This is a genomic window from Phyllobacterium sophorae (genome assembly GCF_003010965.1).
In the GTDB taxonomy this organism is placed as follows: Bacteria; Pseudomonadota; Alphaproteobacteria; order Rhizobiales; family Rhizobiaceae; genus Phyllobacterium; species Phyllobacterium sophorae.
In genome coordinates this window covers 64,532-81,887 of sequence record NZ_PGGM01000007.1, presented here as the reverse complement: position 1 = coordinate 81,887, position 17,356 = coordinate 64,532, and the positions used below count along the sequence as shown (strand labels likewise).

Sequence of the window (17,356 nt, the reverse complement as noted above, 5' to 3'; positions counted from 1 at the left end):
CCCTGTAAGCTTTGGCGGGATGATTCATACATGACATCTCCTGACAAAAACGGTCAGGAGCATTTCATCCCAGGGCCTCAAACTGCCTGACCGGCCACCCAGCCGGACGACCACGCCCATTGGAAATTATAGCCGCCAAGCCAACCGGTTACGTCGACGACTTCACCTATAAAATACAACCCCTTCACGGATTTGGCTTCCATGGTTTTTTGATTGAGACCGTCCGTATCGACACCGCCAAGCGTGACCTCGGCCGTTCGGTAGCCTTCGCTTCCAGCAGGCTTCACCTGCCAATCGTTGACGGCTTTTTCCACGGCATGCAGCTGTTTGTCCGAAAGGTCCGCCAGATGCCCTTCGATCCTGCTGCTTTCGGCAATCAATTGCGCTAGCCGTTTCGGCAGCAGTTCGCCGAGCGCCGTTTGCAATGCCTGCCTCCCGTTGCGGGTTCGCGCTGCGCGCAGGGCATCGAATACCTTTACGCCAGGAAGCATAGCGACTGAGATCGTATCACCCTCTCGCCAAAAGGATGAAATCTGCAGGATCGATGGTCCGCTGAGACCGCGATGGGTAAACAGCATGGCCTCCATAAACTTCGTCTTTCCGTGGCTGACCACCGCATCGACCGAGATGCCGGACAGCGGCTTCAGCGGAGCGAGCGTATTGTCGTCAAAGGTCAGCGGGACCAGCGCGGGCCGTGTCTCGGTGAGCTTGAGCCCGAATTGCCGGGCAATATCGTAGCCAAAGCCAGTCGCACCCATTTTCGGGATTGATTTCCCGCCGCATGCAACCACCAGAGAAGCGCATCTTACGTGCTCACCGGCCAAATCGACCACGTACCCCTCGGCCGACCTCTCGATCGCGTCCGCGGTCGTGCGCAGGCGCAGTTCCACCCCGGCCCGGTTCATTTCCGTGACGAGCAGGTCGATAATCTGTTTCGCCGATCCATCGCAGAAAAGCTGGCCGAGTGTCTTTTCATGCCACGCGATACCGTAGCGATCGACAAGGCCTATAAAATCGCGCTGGGTGTAACGGCGCAGTGCCGAAATGCAGAAATGCGGATTACTGCTGATATAGTTTTGCGGTGCCGCGTTGAGATTGGTGAAATTGCAGCGCCCGCCGCCGGATATGCGGATCTTCTCGCCTGGGGCGGCTGCATGATCAACGATGATGACCGACCGTCCACGTTTTCCGGCTTCAATTGCGCACATCATGCCTGCCGCGCCGGCGCCAATAATAAGAACGTCCACCTGTCTGATCATGGCGATGGCAACAGCTGATCGATGCGACCAGTCATCCAGTAAACAAACAGGCCCATCCACTCCCGAAGCGCCATTGACGTGTTTTGCAGGGAATCCTGCGGATTGTCCTGTGCGATGCCAATCGTTTCCCTGCCCGATGTGCGGTAATCCGACGGCCACGGCACGACATCAAAACCAGCTTTGCGGAAGAGGCCAACGGAGCGTGGCATATGAAAGGCCGAGGTGACAAGCAGCCAGGTCTCGCCCGGCTTGGCATTGACGATCTCCTTCGTGAAAACCGCATTTTCATAGGTGTTACGCGACTGGCTTTCGAGGATGAGCCGCTCGGGGCCGATACCAAGACGGGTCAACAATTTCGGTGCCGTTGTGCCATCTGCCTCACCCTCAAGGATTATCGTCCCGGCTCCACCAGTAACCACGACCTTCGCTTCCGGATGACGTGCTCCGAGAATTGCTGCCTCGACAAAACGGTCTCCGCTGGAATTCAGCTCGTAACCTCCGCGCACGAGATTGATTCCGGCCTCGAAGCCGCCGCCCAGAACGACGATCCCGTCGACCCTCTCCGGCAAAGAAGCCGGGCGCTGAAAGCGATCCTCGAGCGGGTGCATGAGGATAGCGCCCAGCGATGTCCACGCGCCGAGACCAAGGATGAGGAAGGCGCAGGCCGCCGTGAGCATTGCCGTGCGACGCCAGGCAAAGATTAGCGCGATAAATGTCAGCCCCATCAACAGGATCGAAAAATTAAGCGGCTGGGCAAAAAACCAGAAGATTTTCGAAAGATAGAAGAACATGTTCAGCCGAGCTCCGCCAGCATCTTCACCTTGTCGATTTCACGCTCCAGGCTTGTCGACCACTCGGGTCCCTGCTCGACGATTCTGAAACCCTCGCGCTCATAGAGCCGTATGGCGCCAACATTGCGGGCGTGGGTACTGATGCGGGCATGGGTATAGCCGGCTTCCGCTACAGCCAGCTTCAAAGCGCGCAGCAGTGACGTGCCTATGCCCTGCCCCTGCACGGCGGGCTCTACCCACAGATCGGAGATGTAGTCATTATCTTCATCCCTCGCGCCCCAGCCGACAATGGCTTCTTCAATCTCGGCCACCTGCACGTCGGCGAAGAAAGCTTGGGCAAATGTGAGGAATGCCTTCTCCACATGCGCGCGCATGCCCGGCAATTCCGGCTCGAACGAAAAGATGTTGGACGCCCATGCACGAGAGCCGACCGCAGCGATAGCTGCAATGTCGGCTGCTCTTGCGCGCCTGATTACCACCATTTCGGCGCGTTGAACTTGCCTGCGGCCTGTTCGATCACATAGGCGGTCTGGAACAGCGTTTCTTCGTCGAAGGGCCGGCCGATGAGCTGCAGCCCCAGCGGCAGCCCTCGCGCATCGAGGCCTGCCGGAACAGCTATGCCCGGCAGCCCGGCCATGTTCACGGTTACGGTGAATATGTCGTTCAGATACATTTTCACTGGATCCGCGGCCATATCCTGATCCGCAACACCAAATGCCGCGGAAGGCGTGGCTGGCGTCAGGATTGCGTCGACGCCCGCATTGAAGACGTCTTCGAAATCCTTCTTGATCAGCGTGCGTACTTTCTGCGCCTGAAGGTAGTACGCGTCATAGTAACCGGCGGACAGAACATAGGTGCCGATCATGATGCGGCGCTTGACCTCATCGCCAAATCCTGTGGCGCGGGTCTTCTCGTACATGTCGACGATGTCCCTGCCTGGAACACGCAAGCCATAGCGAACGCCATCATAGCGGGCGAGGTTGGATGAGGCTTCCGCCGGAGCGACAATGTAATAGGCCGGCAGTGCGTATTTCGTGTGCGGCAGCGAGATATCGACGATCGAGGCCCCGGCGTCCTTTAGCCAGGCAATGCCCTGCTGCCACAGTTTTTCGATGTCTTCCGGCATGCCCTCGACACGGTATTCCTTCGGAATGCCAATCTTGAGACCGGCGAGCGGCTTGCCGATCGCGGCCTCGTAGTCGGGAACAGCGATATCCACCGACGTCGTATCTTTCGCATCGACCGATGCCATCGATTTCAGCAGGATCGCCGCATCGCGCACGTCGCGGGCGATCGGTCCGGCCTGATCCAGCGAGGATGCGAAGGCAACGATGCCCCAGCGCGAACAGCGGCCATAGGTCGGCTTGATGCCGACCGTGCCGGTGAAGGCCGCAGGCTGGCGGATCGAACCGCCGGTATCGGTTGCAGTCGCGCCGGCACAAAGCCGTGCGGCGACGGCAGCAGCCGAGCCGCCGGACGAGCCGCCGGGCACCAGATCGGTGTTGGAGCCCTTGGCGCGCCAGGGGTTTTTCACCGGGCCGTAGTAGGAGCTTTCATTGGATGAGCCCATGGCGAACTCGTCCATGTTGAGCTTGCCGAGCATGACAGCGCCATCCGCCCACAAATTTGCGGTGACGGTGGATTCATAATGCGGTTTGAAACCATCGAGGATGTGAGAGCACGCCTGGGTATGGACACCTTCTGTACCGAACAGGTCCTTGATGCCAAGGGGAATGCCTTCCAGGGCGCCGGCATTACTGGAGGCAAGACGTGCATCGGAGGCTTTCGCCATCTGTAGCGCCTTGTCAGGCGTGGTCACCACATAGGCGTTGAGTGCCTCGTTTGCGTTCTCGATCGCCTGGATATAGGCGCCGGTCAGCTCGGTAGCGGTGATCGCCTTCGCTTTCAGCTGGTCGCGCGCCTCGGCAATGGTGAGAGCGGTCAGATCGGTCATATCAAGTCCTGTTTATTGGGCTGGCGCGAGGGCAAGCCGCTTTTCGTAAAATGCACTGTGTTCGGAATCCGGATAGTCGAGGAGCACGCCGCAGCGAGTAAAGCCGGAACGCTCATAAAGGCGATACGCATCCGCGAAACCCGGCCCAGTGCCGGTCTCGAGTACAAGGCGCGTGACGCCCTTATCTTTCGCAAGGCTGGTAATCGCGTCGAGCAAGGCAGAGCCTACACGCTGGCCGCGTACCGTGGGGCGGGTAAACATGCGCTTGACTTCGCCGACCCCATCGCCGTGCTCCTTGAGAGCCCCGCAGCCGACAGCATGTCCGTCTTCATCGCGCGCCACGAAAACCGTGGTGTCGTCACCTGCCATCTGTTCAACAGTCATCTTGAACTGAAACTCGATGGGAGAAAGCGGCAGGAGATGGTCGTTCAGATCGTCGACCAATGCGCGCACATCATCCTGAAGCGGCGTTTCAACGGCAACCGAAATAGCCATCGCTGCGCCTACTCCACGACTTTCGGGACCACGAAGAAATTCTCCTCGTGGATTGGAGCATTGGCAACGATATCGGCCGCCTTGCTGCCGTCATTGACCACATCCTCGCGCTTCTTCATCGCCATGGGCGTAACCGAGGTCATCGGTTCGACACCCTCGACATTCACCTCGTTCAGCTGTTCGACGAAGCCAAGAATGGCATTCAACTGGCTTGTCATGCGTGTCGCATCGTCTTCGCTTACAGCGATACGGGCAAGATGCGCTACACGCTTGACGGTAGAAATATCGACAGACATACGGATTCCTGAAATTCAAGTTTTGATCAAAGAGCTATAGTGTCCGTTGCAGCCAAGCGCAACGGACAAGACGGGTATGTTGAGCAAACATGGTTGGAAGCGTGTTTGAACGAGCCTTCCTTACTGTGGTGCAGGCGGCGTCACCACAATGCCATCGTCCATGCCTTCGTCGTCCTCCCCGTCATCCAGCGGCGCTCCGCCATCCAGCGTCTCATCGTTGCCGGGTTCGACAACCGGATCGGGTCCCTTGACCGGATTGCCGTTGATATTCACCGAGCCATCGGCCTTCTGGTCGACAATCCACTGGATATGGCCGTTCGGCAGTTGCGTACCGAAATCCTTGGCGAGCTTGATGAAGACAATATAGTTCTTGATTTCCGGTTCCTGCTCGGAAGCCTTTGTCAGACGGTCGAGAGCGGCATCGAAACCCGTCATTTCCCATGTGGTGCGGCTTTCCGGCTTCATTGCCGTGAATGACACTTCACCCTCGACAGTCAGTTCCGCATCCGCCGTCCTGATCAGGCTCTTGTCGATAACCACCTTTGGCGGGTTCATCATGAATGCGGCAGCAGTGCTTGCTTCGAACTCTTCGGAGAAGGCTTTGTCCCGGTTCAGGTCCATGTCAGCGATCGCCGCCCTGGTCACCGTATCGAGATCGATCCCCGTGGTGCCGAGTGCCAGTTCCACGTCCGTCGGCAGGAATTGCACGCTCCATTCCGGTATTGGCAGAGACGGATATTTCAAGCCGTTGGTGCGCAACGCATAATGGTATTCGCCGCTCGTGCTGATGCCGTCGAATTTCAGTTCCTGCGAAATGCTTTTTGCAGCGAAAAGTCCAAGCGGCGTTTCAACATCCAGATCGGCAAACCGATAGGCGCCGGAAAGCTTGTCCCAAAGCGGCAGCGCCGCGAGAAGCTTGGACTTCAGCTCGGCCTGCTCCGAATCCTTCAGCGACTTTTGGTCTGAGTGAGCAATGAAGAAAGCCCATAGGTCGAGGAGTTGAAGGTTGCGGAACCCCTTGCCTTCAGCATAGACTCCGAGTTCGCCGCCCCGAACGACCACCTTCAGCGGATCGGCTGGAGCAGCTGGTACCGTAGCAATGCCACCGTCTGTCGCCGCGTCATCGGCCGGTGGAGGCGTCTTGATGATCATCGTTTCCCGAAAATCGGACGCGGATTGAACATTGCTGAAATCAACGCCACCCGCTGCCGCCGACGCAATCATTTCGCCTTTGGCTGAATTCGCACTTGCTTCCATATCCTGTGTCGGACTGGTCGACTTCATCTTGAATGAGCCGTAGGAGAACGACGCATTGGAGAATGCGCCAATCTTCGGGTCGAATATTCCGTTCATGCTGGCATTGTCGACCGACCATTGAACAGATTCAGGTCCATTCGGCGTCGTCATTTCAACCGAGCCGGAAGGCATGATCGTGGATGCAACGTTCCACGTTCCGTCAACGAGCGGTTTGGTCAGCAGGCTGTATTCGCCGAAATCACCCTTGAAGTATTCCTGTTTAGGCAGCGATTCGAGCAGCTTTCCCGAGCTGAATGTGACGCGATAGCCATCTCCTTCCGGACGGACATCGATGATCTTCTTTTCGATAGCCGTCTTACCGACGTATTTTGACAGCGTTTCCGCGAGCTCTTTCGCACCCTTTGTGTCAATCGTTTGTGCCAAGGCAGGTGTCGTCGCGGCCATCGCGCAGGAAATCAGAAGCAGTCTACGCACATCGCTCTCCAGGATATCTATGTTTTTCTTAAGCAAAGCTGCTTTAGCAAGCCTGCATCAAACCGTAAAACCCTCATTTGTCCTGGCGACAATAACTTCACTCGCGCCGTCTTCCATCGCGGCGATAAACTTGTCTGCTGTTTGATCGATGATCGGGAATGAGCCGTAATGGCAGGGAATGGCCTTCGCAAATTTGAAATAACGGCGCGCAGCAAGAGCTGCGACGGCGCCGCCCATCGTAAAGCGGTCACCGATCGGCACGATACCGATTTCCGGCTGGTGCAGCTCGTTGATTAGTGCCATGTCCGAGAATATGTCCGTATCGCCCATGTGATAGAGTGTCGGTTCATCGTCGAAGTGAAGCACAACGCCATTGGCGCTGCCCAATGAATGCGAAACGCCATCCTCGGTCATGAATGCGGACGAATGCAGCGCGTTGACATAGGTTACAGTGAAACCATCATAAGAAACCGTCCCACCGGTGTTGGTGGGATCGACGCGGGCAACGCCGCGGTTCGCGAGCCAGGTCACCAAGTCCGCATTGCCTGTAACCAGCGCACCGGTATCCTTGGAGAGCTCAACTGTATCGCCGACATGATCGCCATGGCCGTGAGTCAAGACAATGTGGCTCACGCCCTTTGCTGCTTCCTTGAAGTCCACGCCTTTTGCGCCCGGATTTCCTTTGAGAAAGGGGTCGATCAGGATCGTGCTTTTCGCTGTTTCGATCCGGAAGGCCGAATGGCCGAGCCATGTGATTTTCATGTCCTTATCCCTTCAATAACAAGTGAATGCTCGCCACAGGCGTTTAGAGCGGCTATGTGACAGATGTTGTGGATTAAAGCGATCTATCAACCGGCATTTCAAGTATGGAAAACATCAAATTGACGGTACTGACGATTGAACAGTTGGAAGATCATGTGGCGGAGGGCAAGACCGTGGCCGGTCTCGACCTCGGCACGAAAACGATCGGTATCGCCATTTCCGATCGCGGATTTTCCTTCGCGAATCCGCGTCCGGTATTGAAACGCCGGAAATTCACCCATGACGCGCAGGATTTGTTGAAAGCATTGAATGCCGAGAATGTTGGTGCCATCGTCATCGGATTGCCGGTGAACATGGATGGCAGCGAGGGGCCGCGTGTTCAGGCAACCCGCGCATTCGTCCGAAACATGGAAAAGCTCACCGATCTGCCGTTCGTCTATTGGGATGAACGCCTGTCAACCGTTGCAGCGGAACGGGTTCTGATCGGCATGGATGTATCGAGGCAAAAACGTGCCGAGCGCATCGATTCAGCGGCGGCCGCCTTCATTCTGCAAGGCGCGTTGGACCGCCTGCAAAGCCTGCGTCAGGAAACGGATACTGACGGCAGTTCCTTTCCATAAGCAACTCGGGCCGCCCGCCACGCCCTAACCCAGGCAAGAATTTTCTTCCGGCGGCGGAAAGCGATCAGCGACAAGACCAAGCCAGTATCGAAGATGCATGCCCGTGCAACCAATGGTGGAATACTCTCCGGCGCGATGCCCAGCGCATTGCCGTAAATCCTGAAAACCAGGTCATGCATGTCGCGGCTGAAAAAATACATGCCCATGCTCAGGTCGTAATAGGAGAGAAAATACCATCCCCACAAGAAGCCCAGCGGTCCCGCCCAGAAAATCAGGAAGCTGCGCATTCAGTTTCTCCTCGCTTGGAATGGCCTAATCATTTTTTCTTAACCCTGCGTTTTTGCAGTGCATTTTCGTGTTGTAGTGATATCGTTTAAGAAATTCACCGCAACGTAAACCGTTTGTTAAGGTTAATTTACGAAAATTTAATTCAAATTGAAGGTATTAGCGAGCCCCCATTCCGGCTGCTTGTGCATTTTTTTGCTGTGTCATCGGGATTTTTTGACAAGACGACGCAATGCACGCGGTGCGTGCACTGCGTGGAAGGTCAAATGGACTGCCCTGGAGGAGGCGTCAGCTCAGTTAGCTGGCGGATATAACGAGTTGACGATATTTTTGGCATTGTGGCGCGCATCAAGCATGCCGTAAGTCGTGCGCCACTGACCTCCGAGTCGCGTCTCAATGAAGGCGTCGGCGATATCTTCGGACTGGAGGTGCCGCAATTCAGCCCCGGCCGCTGCCAGTGCCAGCTGCTCGGTCAAGATTCGCGCCGCGCCCTCATCGTTTTCCGCAACGCGCATGGCGGCACGCAAGACTTCGACGGTACCCTGCCCGCCGCGTCCCAATTGGGCCCCGATCCAGTTCAAAACGTCATCAAACAACTGCGGGCCACGCTTCAGCACACGCAGCACATCGAGCGCCATGACATTGCCCGAACCTTCCCAAATCGCGTTGACCGGCGCTTCACGATAGAACCGGGCCAGATTGCCTTCTTCAATGTAACCGTTGCCGCCGAGGCACTCCATGGCTTCATAAAGCATTGCAGGCGCAATCTTTGCCACCCAATATTTGACGACAGGTGTCATGACGCGCGCGAAAGCCGCTTCACCGCGATCCTTCGCGGCATTGTCGAAAGCGCGTGCAAGACGAAGCGCCAGTGCGGTGGCTCCGGCCACGTCCAGAGACATGTCGGCCAGAACCCGCAACATCAGCGGCTTGTCAATCAACGGGCTCTCGAAAGCAATGCGATGGCGCGCATGATGTACCGCTTCGGCGAGGCCCGCCCGCATCAAGCCTGATGAAGCAATCGCGCAGTCGAGGCGGGTCAGGGTCACCATGTCGATGATCGTCTTGACCCCATCGCCCGGATTGCCGACCATTTGACCGAGCGCATTGTCGAACTCGACTTCCGAAGAAGCATTCGAACGATTACCGAGCTTGTCTTTCAGGCGCTGGAAGCGGAAACCATTCGACGAGCCGTCGGGAAGAATGCGTGGCACGAGAAAACACGACAATCCTTCCCGCGCCTGCGCCAGGACGAGAAAAGCATCGGACATCGGCGCGGACATGAACCATTTGTGGCCGGTGATCCGGTAAAAGCCACTTCCGGCGGGTTCAGCTCGTGTCGTATTCGTATGAACATCGGTGCCACCCTGCTTCTCGGTCATTCCCATGCCGAGGGTCAGGCCAGTCTTCTTCGCCGGTGATCTGTTACTGGAATCATATTTGCGCGGCAGGATCAGCGGCGACCACTCGCGGTAAAGATTAGGCGCCGCCATAAGAGCCGCCAGCGACGCGCTCGTCATGGTCAGCGGACAAAGATGCCCGCATTCCAGCTGGGCTGCCAGATAGAACCGTGCGGCACGGGATTGATGGCGCAATCCGGCCTCCGGTTTGCCATCCTCCCAGATAGAGGAATGGAGTCCCTGCCCGACCGAGCGGCGCATCAGCGCGTGGTAGGCCGGATGATAGTCGACGACGTCGATTCGGCGGCCCTGACGGTCATGGGTGCGAAGTTTCGGCGTTTCCGTATTTGCCAGCCTCGCGAGATCCTGCGCGTCGCCGGAAAGAACGAAGCGCCCGCTCTGCTCCAGTTCGGTACGTATACCCTGCGGAAACCGCTTGGTGATCTGCATCAACAGCGGATCACCCAGATAGGCATTGAGGCCGATCATCGGGGGCGTCTGGTTGAGAACGTCATGGGTTTTCAAGAAACTGTCCTGATTCAAATTTTTAAGTCTGCACAATGCCGCCGATCACGGAGCCTGAACAGCATAGTGACCGTGAGTCGCGTTATTTATGGGATGAAGGTTCTGACAAGCCGTTAACTGGTCCCACATGGCATGCTTTCTAACGCAACCGGTTGACCGATGCAAAATGTCTCAGGTTGCAATTTACACCTCGATTATGTCTAGACAAAAGAAAAACCGCCAGCCTATCATGCTCATATATTCATCCATTGTCGTCCTGCCAAAAAAATGAACAAAGGGGTTCTCCAAACATGAAAATCAAATGGTATCTCGGCGCGGCACTTGCCGCAGTCATGGCTTCCGTTTCGCCGTCCTCAGCAGACACCGCCGTGTCGATCGGCCTTTCCGGCTGGACTGGCTTTGGGCCGCTGACACTGGCTAAGCAGGCCGATATTTTCAAGAAGAACGGTCTTGATGTCACTTTGACCAAGATTCCGCAGGCCAGCCGCCATCTGGCGCTGGCATCGGGCGACGTGCAGTGCGCGGCGACAACCGTCGAGACGTGGATCGCCTGGAATGCGAATGGCGTCGGGACCAAGCAGATTTTCCAGATGGACAAATCCTACGGTGCCGATGGCATGGTTGTGCGCAGTGATGTCACCAAGATTGCCGATCTCAAGGGCAAATCAGTCGCCGCTTCGGCGCCGGGTACGTCGCCCTATTTCGTTCTGGCATGGATGCTCAAAAAGAACGGGCTGACATTGAAGGACGTCAAGGTCGTCAATCTGGAACCGGGGCCGGCGGCCCAGGCTTTCGTAGCCGGACAGAACGACGCGGCGATGACGTATGAGCCTTATCTTTCAACAGTGCGTGCTGCGCCGGACAAGGGCAAGATCATCGCCACGACACTCGATTATCCGGTGGTGATGGATACGTTCGGCTGCACCAACGCGTTCCTTGAAAAGAATCCCGAGGCCGCGAAAGCACTCGCCAAGAGTTATTTCGAATCGCTCGAAATGATCGCCGCCGACAAGGAGAAGGCTTATGAGATCATGGGGGCCGATGTGAAACAATCCGCCAAGACGTTCGGTGAGTCGGCGCAGTATCTGCGCTGGCAGGATAAAGCCGCCAACCAGGTCTTCTTCGACAAGGAATTCATGGAGTTCTCCGGGGAAGCTGCTGATCTGCTTCTGGAAATCGGCATCATCAAGAAGAAGCCTGATCTAGCGGCAATCGTCGATACCAGCTTCATAAAGTAATTTCTTTTGGGAGAACGCATCCTCTTCTTGCGTTCTCCCTTGTCAATTGTATCGGGAAATTCATGTTTCACCCTCTCCAGCCCATTGGGGCTCAGGCACGAATCCTGCTCGGTATCGTGTTTTTCATCGCCTTCATTGGCGCATGGTCGCTTGCGACCTTTGGCGGCTTCGTCTCAAGCACATTCCTCGCCGATCCCCTGACGATGGTGCGCGACGGCTGGTTCCTGCTCTCGGAACAGAACTTTCTCTACGACATCGGCATGACGATCTGGCGCGTCGTCGGCGGTTTTGTCATTGCAGCGATCATCGCCGTTCCACTCGGCATCGCCATGGGCGCCTACAAACCTGTCGAGGCACTGCTTGAACCTTTCGTGTCCTTTGCGCGCTATCTGCCGGCCTCGGCCTTCATTCCCCTGCTTATTCTCTGGGCAGGCATTGGCGAAATGCAGAAACTGCTCGTGATTTTCATCGGCGCCGTGTTCCAGATCGTCCTCATGGTGGCGGTTGCCGTTGCCAATACACGGCGCGATCTTGTCGAAGCGGCCTATACGCTTGGCGCCAATGATCGCGGCATCATCAAGCGCGTGCTCATACCGGCCAATGCGCCTGACGTTGCGGAAACGCTGCGCCTCGTGCTCGGCTGGGCCTGGACCTACGTGATCGTCGCGGAAATGATCGGAGCCTCCTCCGGTATCGGCTATATGATCATCAACAGTCAGGCGCTGCTGGCAACCGGCCAGATCATCTTCGGCATTATCGTCATCGGCGTCATCGGATTGATTTCGGACTTCCTGTTCAAATCGGTCAATCGCTGGCTTTTCGCCTGGAGACTGGCATGAGTACACTTGTCATCAAGGGCGTCAGCCGCATTTTCCCGGGGGTGCACGGCGGACAGCCCACGCAGGCGCTACAGCCCACCGATCTCACGGTTCCGCACAATGATTTTGTCTCGATCCTCGGTCCGTCGGGCTGCGGAAAATCCACGCTTCTTCGCATCGTCGCCGGCCTCGACCGGCCGACAAGCGGTTCCGTCACCCTGGATGGCCAGGAGGTCAAAGGCCCCGGTGCGGATCGCGGCGTCGTCTTCCAGTCCTATACGCTGTTTCCGTGGCTGACCATCGAGCAGAATATCGGCTTCGGACTGCGGGAGCGCGGTGTCGCCGAAAAGGAAAAACGTGAAATCGTTGCCTCCTATATCGACAAGGTCGGCCTCAGGGGCTTCGAGAACCATTGGCCGAAACAGCTTTCTGGCGGAATGCAGCAGCGCACGGCCATTGCCCGGGCTCTCGCGAACAATCCAAAGATCCTGCTGCTGGATGAACCGTTCGGAGCGCTTGACAACCAGACGCGCGGCCTGATGCAGGAGCTTCTGCTTGGTATCTGGGAGCATGAACAGAAAACGGTTATTTTCGTCACGCACGACATCGAAGAAGCAATCTTCATGGCGTCGCGTGTTGTCACGATGTCCGCCCGCCCCGGCCGGATCAAATCGATCATGCCGGTACCGCTCGCGCATCCACGGCATTATACGGTGAAGGCCAGTCCGGAGTTCACGCAGATGCGGTTGAAACTGACCGAAGAAATCCGCAGCGAAGCCATTCTTGCGGCCGGTGTGCATTAGAAGCGGTTTCAGCCATCTTTTCTTGGGAAACTTGTAGCGATATGGTGCCCGGCGCTTGCGAGGCGGCGGGTTGAAGCCTATAGGGGGGACTTGATATGACATCAGAAACATCCCCCCTTCTGTTTCCCCACCGCCACTTGCTTGGCATCAAGGGCCTTTCTCCTCAAGACATTGTTCAACTGCTTGACCTCGCCGAAAGCGAGATTGCGGTTTCGCGCCAGTCCGAGAAGAAAAAAGCCACCTTGCGCGGCCGCACCCAGATCAATCTGTTCTTCGAAGCCTCGACCCGAACGCAATCATCCTTCGAGCTTGCCGGCAAACGCCTTGGCGCCGACGTAATGAACATGTCGGTGGGCAATTCTTCGGTCAAGAAGGGCGAAACGCTGATCGACACGGCCATGACGCTCAACGCCATGCGGCCGGACATTTTGATCATCCGGCATGGTTCGGCGGGTGCCGCGGCTCTGCTGGCACAAAAGGTCGGCTGCTCCGTGGTCAATGCCGGCGACGGTGCGCATGAACACCCCACACAGGCGCTGCTCGATGCACTGACGATCCGCAGGGCCAAAGGCAAGGTCGAGCGGCTGACAGTTGCTATCTGCGGCGACGTTTTGCACTCCCGGGTCGCGCGGTCGAATATCATCTTGCTCAATGCGCTCGGCGCGCGCGTGCGGGTGGTTGCCCCCTCCACGCTGCTCCCGGCCGGCATTTCACATATGGGTGCCGAAGTCTTCCACAAGATGGAGGACGGGCTGAAAGACGCCGATGTGGTGATGATGCTGCGCCTGCAGCGCGAGCGCATGGCTGGCTCCTTCGTTCCTTCGGTGCGCGAATATTTCCGCTATCATGGTCTCGACCGGGAAAAACTCAAATACGCCAAGCCCGACGCCATCGTGATGCACCCGGGTCCGATGAACCGCGGCGTCGAGATCGCTTCGGACGTGGCGGACGGTGTCCAGAGTGTCATCCAGGAACAGGTAGAGATGGGTGTAGCCGTGCGTATGGCGGTCATGGAAGCGCTGCTCGATCCGCGCCGCAATGCGGAAGGAGTTGCCGGATGAGCGCCACCGTTCTGCAGAATGCCCGCATCGTCGACCCCTCGCGCAACCTTGATGAACTCGGTACGCTGATCATCAGACAAGACAAGATCGTCGCCAGCGGCGCCGATGTCCGCAATCAGGGCGTGCCCGAAGGGGCAACCATCATTGACTGCCAGGGCAAGGCGGTCCTGCCCGGCCTGGTCGATGCGCGCGTCTTCATTGGTGAACCGGGCGCGGAACACCGCGAAACCATCGCCTCCGCCAGCCACGCAGCCGCCGCGGGCGGTGTCACGTCGATGATCATGATGCCGGACACCGACCCCGTCATCGACAACGTGGCACTCGTCGAATTCGTCATGCGCACAGCGCGCGATACGGCGGTGGTCAATGTCTATCCGGCAGCGGCGGTCACCAAAGGGCTGCTTGGCGAGGAAATGACCGAGATCGGACTGCTCCGCGAAGCCGGTGCCGTTGCGATCACCGAAGGCCGCAACTCCATTGCCAACACGCAGCTCATGCGCCGCGCCCTCACCTACGCCCGTGATTTCGGCGTGGTGCTGGCGCATGAGGCACAGGATGCTCATCTCGGCATCACCGGCGTGATGAACGAAGGCCTCTATGCCAGCTGGCTCGGCCTTTCCGGCACGCCGCGCGAAGCCGAAGTCATTCCGCTCGAGCGCGATATGCGGCTCGCCGCGCTGACCCAGGCTGCCTACCACGCGGCACAGATTTCGACCGGCATGTCGGCTGAGGTCATTTCGCGTGCCAAGCATAACGGTTTGAACGTCACCGCCGGGGTGTCGATCAATCACCTTTCGCTCAATGAAAACGACATTGGCGAATTCCGGACCTTCTTCCGGCTGCAGCCGCCGCTGCGGCTCGAGGAAGACCGCCTCGCCATGGTGGAAGCGCTTCGCGACGGCACTATCGACATCATTGTGTCCGCGCACGATCCACAAGACGTCGATACGAAACGCCTGCCCTTCGCCGACGCGGCGGCAGGCGCCATCGGCCTTGAAACATTGCTTGGTGCCGCGCTCAGACTCTATCACAACGGCGACGTTCCATTGCTCCGCATCGTCGAGGCGATGTCTAGCGCACCAGCCAGGATTTTCGGCCTGGATGCAGGTTCTTTACGCCCGGGCTCGAAGGCGGATATGACCATAGTCGATCTTGACGAACCATGGGTTGTGAACGAAGAAGATTTACGGTCGCGTTCCAAGAACAGCTGTTTTGAGGGCGCGCGTTTTCAAGGCCGCGTTGTTCAGACATTTGTTGCAGGAAAATCAGTCTTCACCATCTGAAAATACCAAGGGGACGATGCATGTCGGATTTCTTCAATGGGCAAGCAGGATTTCCGCTTCTCCTGTTTGCGCTCGTTTTCGGCTACATGCTCGGCTCGATCCCCTTTGGCCTGATTCTGACCCGCATGGCCGGACTGGGCGATGTGCGCAGCATCGGTTCCGGCAATATTGGCGCGACCAATGTTCTGCGCACCGGCAACAAGAAACTGGCGGCGGCAACGCTTCTGCTTGATATGCTGAAGGGTACTGCAGCGGTGCTGATTGCCGGGATTGTCAGCCCGGAAGCGGCAATCGTCGCGGGCTTTGGTGCTTTTCTCGGGCACATCTTTCCGGTCTGGTTGAAGTTCAAGGGCGGTAAGGGCGTTGCGACCTATCTTGGCGTGCTGCTCGGCCTGTTCTGGCAGGGCGCGTTGGTCTTCGGCGCTGTCTGGCTGATCGTGGCCTACACGACACGCTATTCGTCGCTTGCCGCCCTCGTCGCGGCCGTCATTGTTCCGGTTACTCTTTATATTATCGGCGTTCATCAGATCGCAGCACTTTTCTTCGTGCTGACCATCATCGTCTTCATCAAGCATCGAGCCAACATTGAACGGCTTGTTTCCGGCACCGAGGGTAAGATCGGCGCCAAAGGATGAATGAAGAAAGGAAGGGCATACGCCTTTCTGACAGCCAGCGACTGAGCTGGCTGAGATTGATCCGCAGCGAGAATGTCGGTCCCGCCACGTTTCGCGACCTGATCGCCCATTGCGGCTCTGCCGGCGACGCTTTGCAAATGCTGCCGGAACTTGTGAGACGTGGTGCCGGACGCCCTATCCGCATAGCAAGTCTTGAAGACGCTGAACGTGAGATGCAGGTAGCCAGCCGAATGGGTGCCGTCTTCATAGGCATCGGCGAACCGGACTACCCACAGTATCTCCGGCAGTCCGACAACCCTCCGCCATTGGTGGCGGTGAAGGGGAATCCTGAGGTTTTCCGGCTTCCGCCGGTCGCCATTGTGGGTGCACGGAACGCCTCACTGGTCGGTATCAAATTCGCGCGAACAATTGCGCGGGAACTTGGCGAAGCGGGATATTCCATTATTTCCGGCCTCGCTCGGGGAATAGACACCGCGGCCCATGAAGCGGGCCTCGATCACGGAACCGTGGCAGTCATGGCCGGAGGGCTCGACCTGCCCTACCCGCCAGAAAATCTCAATCTCTACAGGGCAATAAGTGACCGGAATGGCGCAGTCATCAGTGAAATGCCATTTGGGTGGGAACCTCGCGCCAAGGATTTTCCCCGGCGTAACCGGATCATCGCTGCGCTGTCATTGGGATTGGTTGTCGTTGAAGCGGCCGAGCGCTCGGGCTCGCTGATCAGCGCACGACTCGCCGGTGAACTTGGCCGTCTCGTCTTTGCTGTCCCCGGATCGCCGCTTGATCCAAGGGCGAAGGGCACAAATGGGCTGCTGAAGAACGGGGCGATCGTGACCACGTGTACTCAAGACATAGTGATGGCCCTGACGCCGCTCGTCGAACGGCCGGTCTTCGATGATCCTGCCTTTCTCGCGCCGGAGACTGATTTCCCCGCCATCAATCCGCCCGATGAAACTGATCGGGACCGGATCGTCAACTTGCTCGGCCCCGTTCCTGTCGAAATCGATGAGCTGATCCGCACCAGCGAATTGCACCCCTCAATGGTAATGCTGATTCTGCTCGAACTTGATCTCGCCGGGCGTTTGCAGCGTCATTCAGGCGGACACGTTTCGCTGACTTATGCCTGAACCAGCACCAATTTCCTTGCGCAGCTGGTCACTGCTTTCAATATATGCGATCTCTATAAGATAGGCCAACATCTCCAACCGGTTTGTCTTGGCCATTGCGCGCAACTCGCCCAGCATTTGCTGAATAAATCTTGCGCTTTCAATCCGATTGATTTGACTCTCGCTCATAATTTCATCCTCAATATAAATTTTTATAGAAAATATGCGCTATACTTTGACCTGAAATTGCTTAATTTATGCCTACTTAAGCTCCTGTTTTTTATACTCTATATG

The 17,356-nt window shown here is 57.3% G+C and carries 19 protein-coding genes; 8 read left to right on the top strand and 11 right to left on the bottom strand.

The features are described 5' to 3' along the window. Window positions 1–77: 77 nt before the first annotated feature. The 8 genes from CU103_RS16175 to CU103_RS16140 form a co-directional block, all read right to left on the bottom strand. Window positions 78–1,256: a BaiN/RdsA family NAD(P)/FAD-dependent oxidoreductase gene (locus CU103_RS16175; protein ID WP_106665250.1), complete on the bottom strand. Its 1,179-nt coding sequence runs from the start codon at window positions 1,254–1,256 to the stop codon at window positions 78–80. Next, the gene (locus CU103_RS16170; RefSeq protein ID WP_106665075.1) at window positions 1,256–2,050 is read right to left on the bottom strand and encodes a YdcF family protein; all 795 of its coding nucleotides are present in this window, start codon (window positions 2,048–2,050) and stop codon (window positions 1,256–1,258) included. The genes CU103_RS16175 and CU103_RS16170 overlap by 1 nt, the downstream gene beginning before the upstream one ends. A gap of 2 nt (window positions 2,051–2,052) precedes the next feature. After that, window positions 2,053–2,532 carry a GNAT family N-acetyltransferase gene (locus CU103_RS16165; RefSeq protein ID WP_106665074.1) on the bottom strand — a complete coding sequence of 160 codons (480 nt, stop codon included), beginning with the start codon at window positions 2,530–2,532 and terminating at the stop codon, window positions 2,053–2,055. Continuing rightward, window positions 2,523–4,004: an Asp-tRNA(Asn)/Glu-tRNA(Gln) amidotransferase subunit GatA gene (gene gatA, locus CU103_RS16160; protein WP_106665073.1), complete on the bottom strand. Its 1,482-nt coding sequence runs from the start codon at window positions 4,002–4,004 to the stop codon at window positions 2,523–2,525. Before gatA ends, CU103_RS16165 begins: the two co-directional genes overlap by 10 nt. A 12-nt stretch (window positions 4,005–4,016) precedes the next feature. Further along, entirely contained in the window at window positions 4,017–4,499 is a 483-nt protein-coding gene (locus CU103_RS16155) for a GNAT family N-acetyltransferase (protein WP_106665072.1), read from the bottom strand. A gap of 8 nt (window positions 4,500–4,507) precedes the next feature. Continuing rightward, on the bottom strand, window positions 4,508–4,795 hold the full coding sequence (gene gatC / locus CU103_RS16150; protein ID WP_106665071.1) for an Asp-tRNA(Asn)/Glu-tRNA(Gln) amidotransferase subunit GatC: 288 nt from the start codon (window positions 4,793–4,795) through the stop codon (window positions 4,508–4,510). A gap of 120 nt (window positions 4,796–4,915) precedes the next feature. Then, window positions 4,916–6,526: a hypothetical protein gene (locus CU103_RS16145; protein ID WP_146147809.1), complete on the bottom strand. Its 1,611-nt coding sequence runs from the start codon at window positions 6,524–6,526 to the stop codon at window positions 4,916–4,918. A 57-nt stretch (window positions 6,527–6,583) separates the two neighbouring features. After that, window positions 6,584–7,288: a metal-dependent hydrolase gene (locus tag CU103_RS16140; RefSeq protein ID WP_106665069.1), complete on the bottom strand. Its 705-nt coding sequence runs from the start codon at window positions 7,286–7,288 to the stop codon at window positions 6,584–6,586. A gap of 104 nt (window positions 7,289–7,392) precedes the next feature. Here CU103_RS16140 and ruvX point away from each other — a divergent pair, with 104 nt between their 5' ends. Next, window positions 7,393–7,908 (top strand): Holliday junction resolvase RuvX, encoded by a 516-nt coding sequence (gene ruvX, locus CU103_RS16135; RefSeq protein ID WP_210203774.1) that lies wholly within the window; start codon window positions 7,393–7,395, stop codon window positions 7,906–7,908. Here ruvX and CU103_RS16130 read toward each other — a convergent pair. Further along, window positions 7,872–8,195: a DUF6105 family protein gene (locus CU103_RS16130; protein WP_106665068.1), complete on the bottom strand. Its 324-nt coding sequence runs from the start codon at window positions 8,193–8,195 to the stop codon at window positions 7,872–7,874. The two genes, ruvX and CU103_RS16130, sit on opposite strands and share 37 nt — an antisense overlap. A gap of 291 nt (window positions 8,196–8,486) precedes the next feature. After that, window positions 8,487–10,118, bottom strand: a complete 1,632-nt coding sequence (locus CU103_RS16125) for an acyl-CoA dehydrogenase family protein (protein WP_162707094.1) — start codon at window positions 10,116–10,118, stop codon at window positions 8,487–8,489. Between the two features lie 290 nt (window positions 10,119–10,408). Between CU103_RS16125 and CU103_RS16120 the strand changes: the two genes are divergently transcribed. From CU103_RS16120 to dprA, 7 genes are all read left to right on the top strand, one after another. Beyond that, window positions 10,409–11,356 carry an ABC transporter substrate-binding protein gene (locus tag CU103_RS16120; RefSeq protein WP_106665066.1) on the top strand — a complete coding sequence of 316 codons (948 nt, stop codon included), beginning with the start codon at window positions 10,409–10,411 and terminating at the stop codon, window positions 11,354–11,356. A 62-nt stretch (window positions 11,357–11,418) separates the two neighbouring features. Beyond that, window positions 11,419–12,195 carry an ABC transporter permease gene (locus CU103_RS16115; RefSeq protein WP_106665065.1) on the top strand — a complete coding sequence of 259 codons (777 nt, stop codon included), beginning with the start codon at window positions 11,419–11,421 and terminating at the stop codon, window positions 12,193–12,195. Continuing rightward, window positions 12,192–12,977 (top strand): ABC transporter ATP-binding protein, encoded by a 786-nt coding sequence (locus CU103_RS16110; protein ID WP_106665064.1) that lies wholly within the window; start codon window positions 12,192–12,194, stop codon window positions 12,975–12,977. Before CU103_RS16115 ends, CU103_RS16110 begins: the two co-directional genes overlap by 4 nt. Window positions 12,978–13,072: 95 nt before the next feature. Continuing rightward, window positions 13,073–14,038, top strand: coding sequence for an aspartate carbamoyltransferase catalytic subunit (locus tag CU103_RS16105; protein ID WP_106665063.1), 966 nt, complete (start codon window positions 13,073–13,075; stop codon window positions 14,036–14,038). Next, window positions 14,035–15,321, top strand: a complete 1,287-nt coding sequence (locus CU103_RS16100; protein WP_106665062.1) for a dihydroorotase — start codon at window positions 14,035–14,037, stop codon at window positions 15,319–15,321. The genes CU103_RS16105 and CU103_RS16100 overlap by 4 nt, the downstream gene beginning before the upstream one ends. A 20-nt stretch (window positions 15,322–15,341) precedes the next feature. Further along, window positions 15,342–15,956, top strand: a complete 615-nt coding sequence (plsY, locus tag CU103_RS16095) for a glycerol-3-phosphate 1-O-acyltransferase PlsY (RefSeq protein WP_106665061.1) — start codon at window positions 15,342–15,344, stop codon at window positions 15,954–15,956. Further along, window positions 15,953–17,083, top strand: a complete 1,131-nt coding sequence (gene dprA, locus CU103_RS16090) for a DNA-processing protein DprA (protein WP_106665060.1) — start codon at window positions 15,953–15,955, stop codon at window positions 17,081–17,083. The genes plsY and dprA overlap by 4 nt, the downstream gene beginning before the upstream one ends. On the opposite strand, the gene CU103_RS16085 is transcribed toward dprA, so the two are convergent. Continuing rightward, entirely contained in the window at window positions 17,051–17,251 is a 201-nt protein-coding gene (locus CU103_RS16085; protein WP_106665059.1) for a hypothetical protein, read from the bottom strand. The genes dprA and CU103_RS16085 overlap by 33 nt on opposite strands. Window positions 17,252–17,356: the final 105 nt, after the last annotated feature.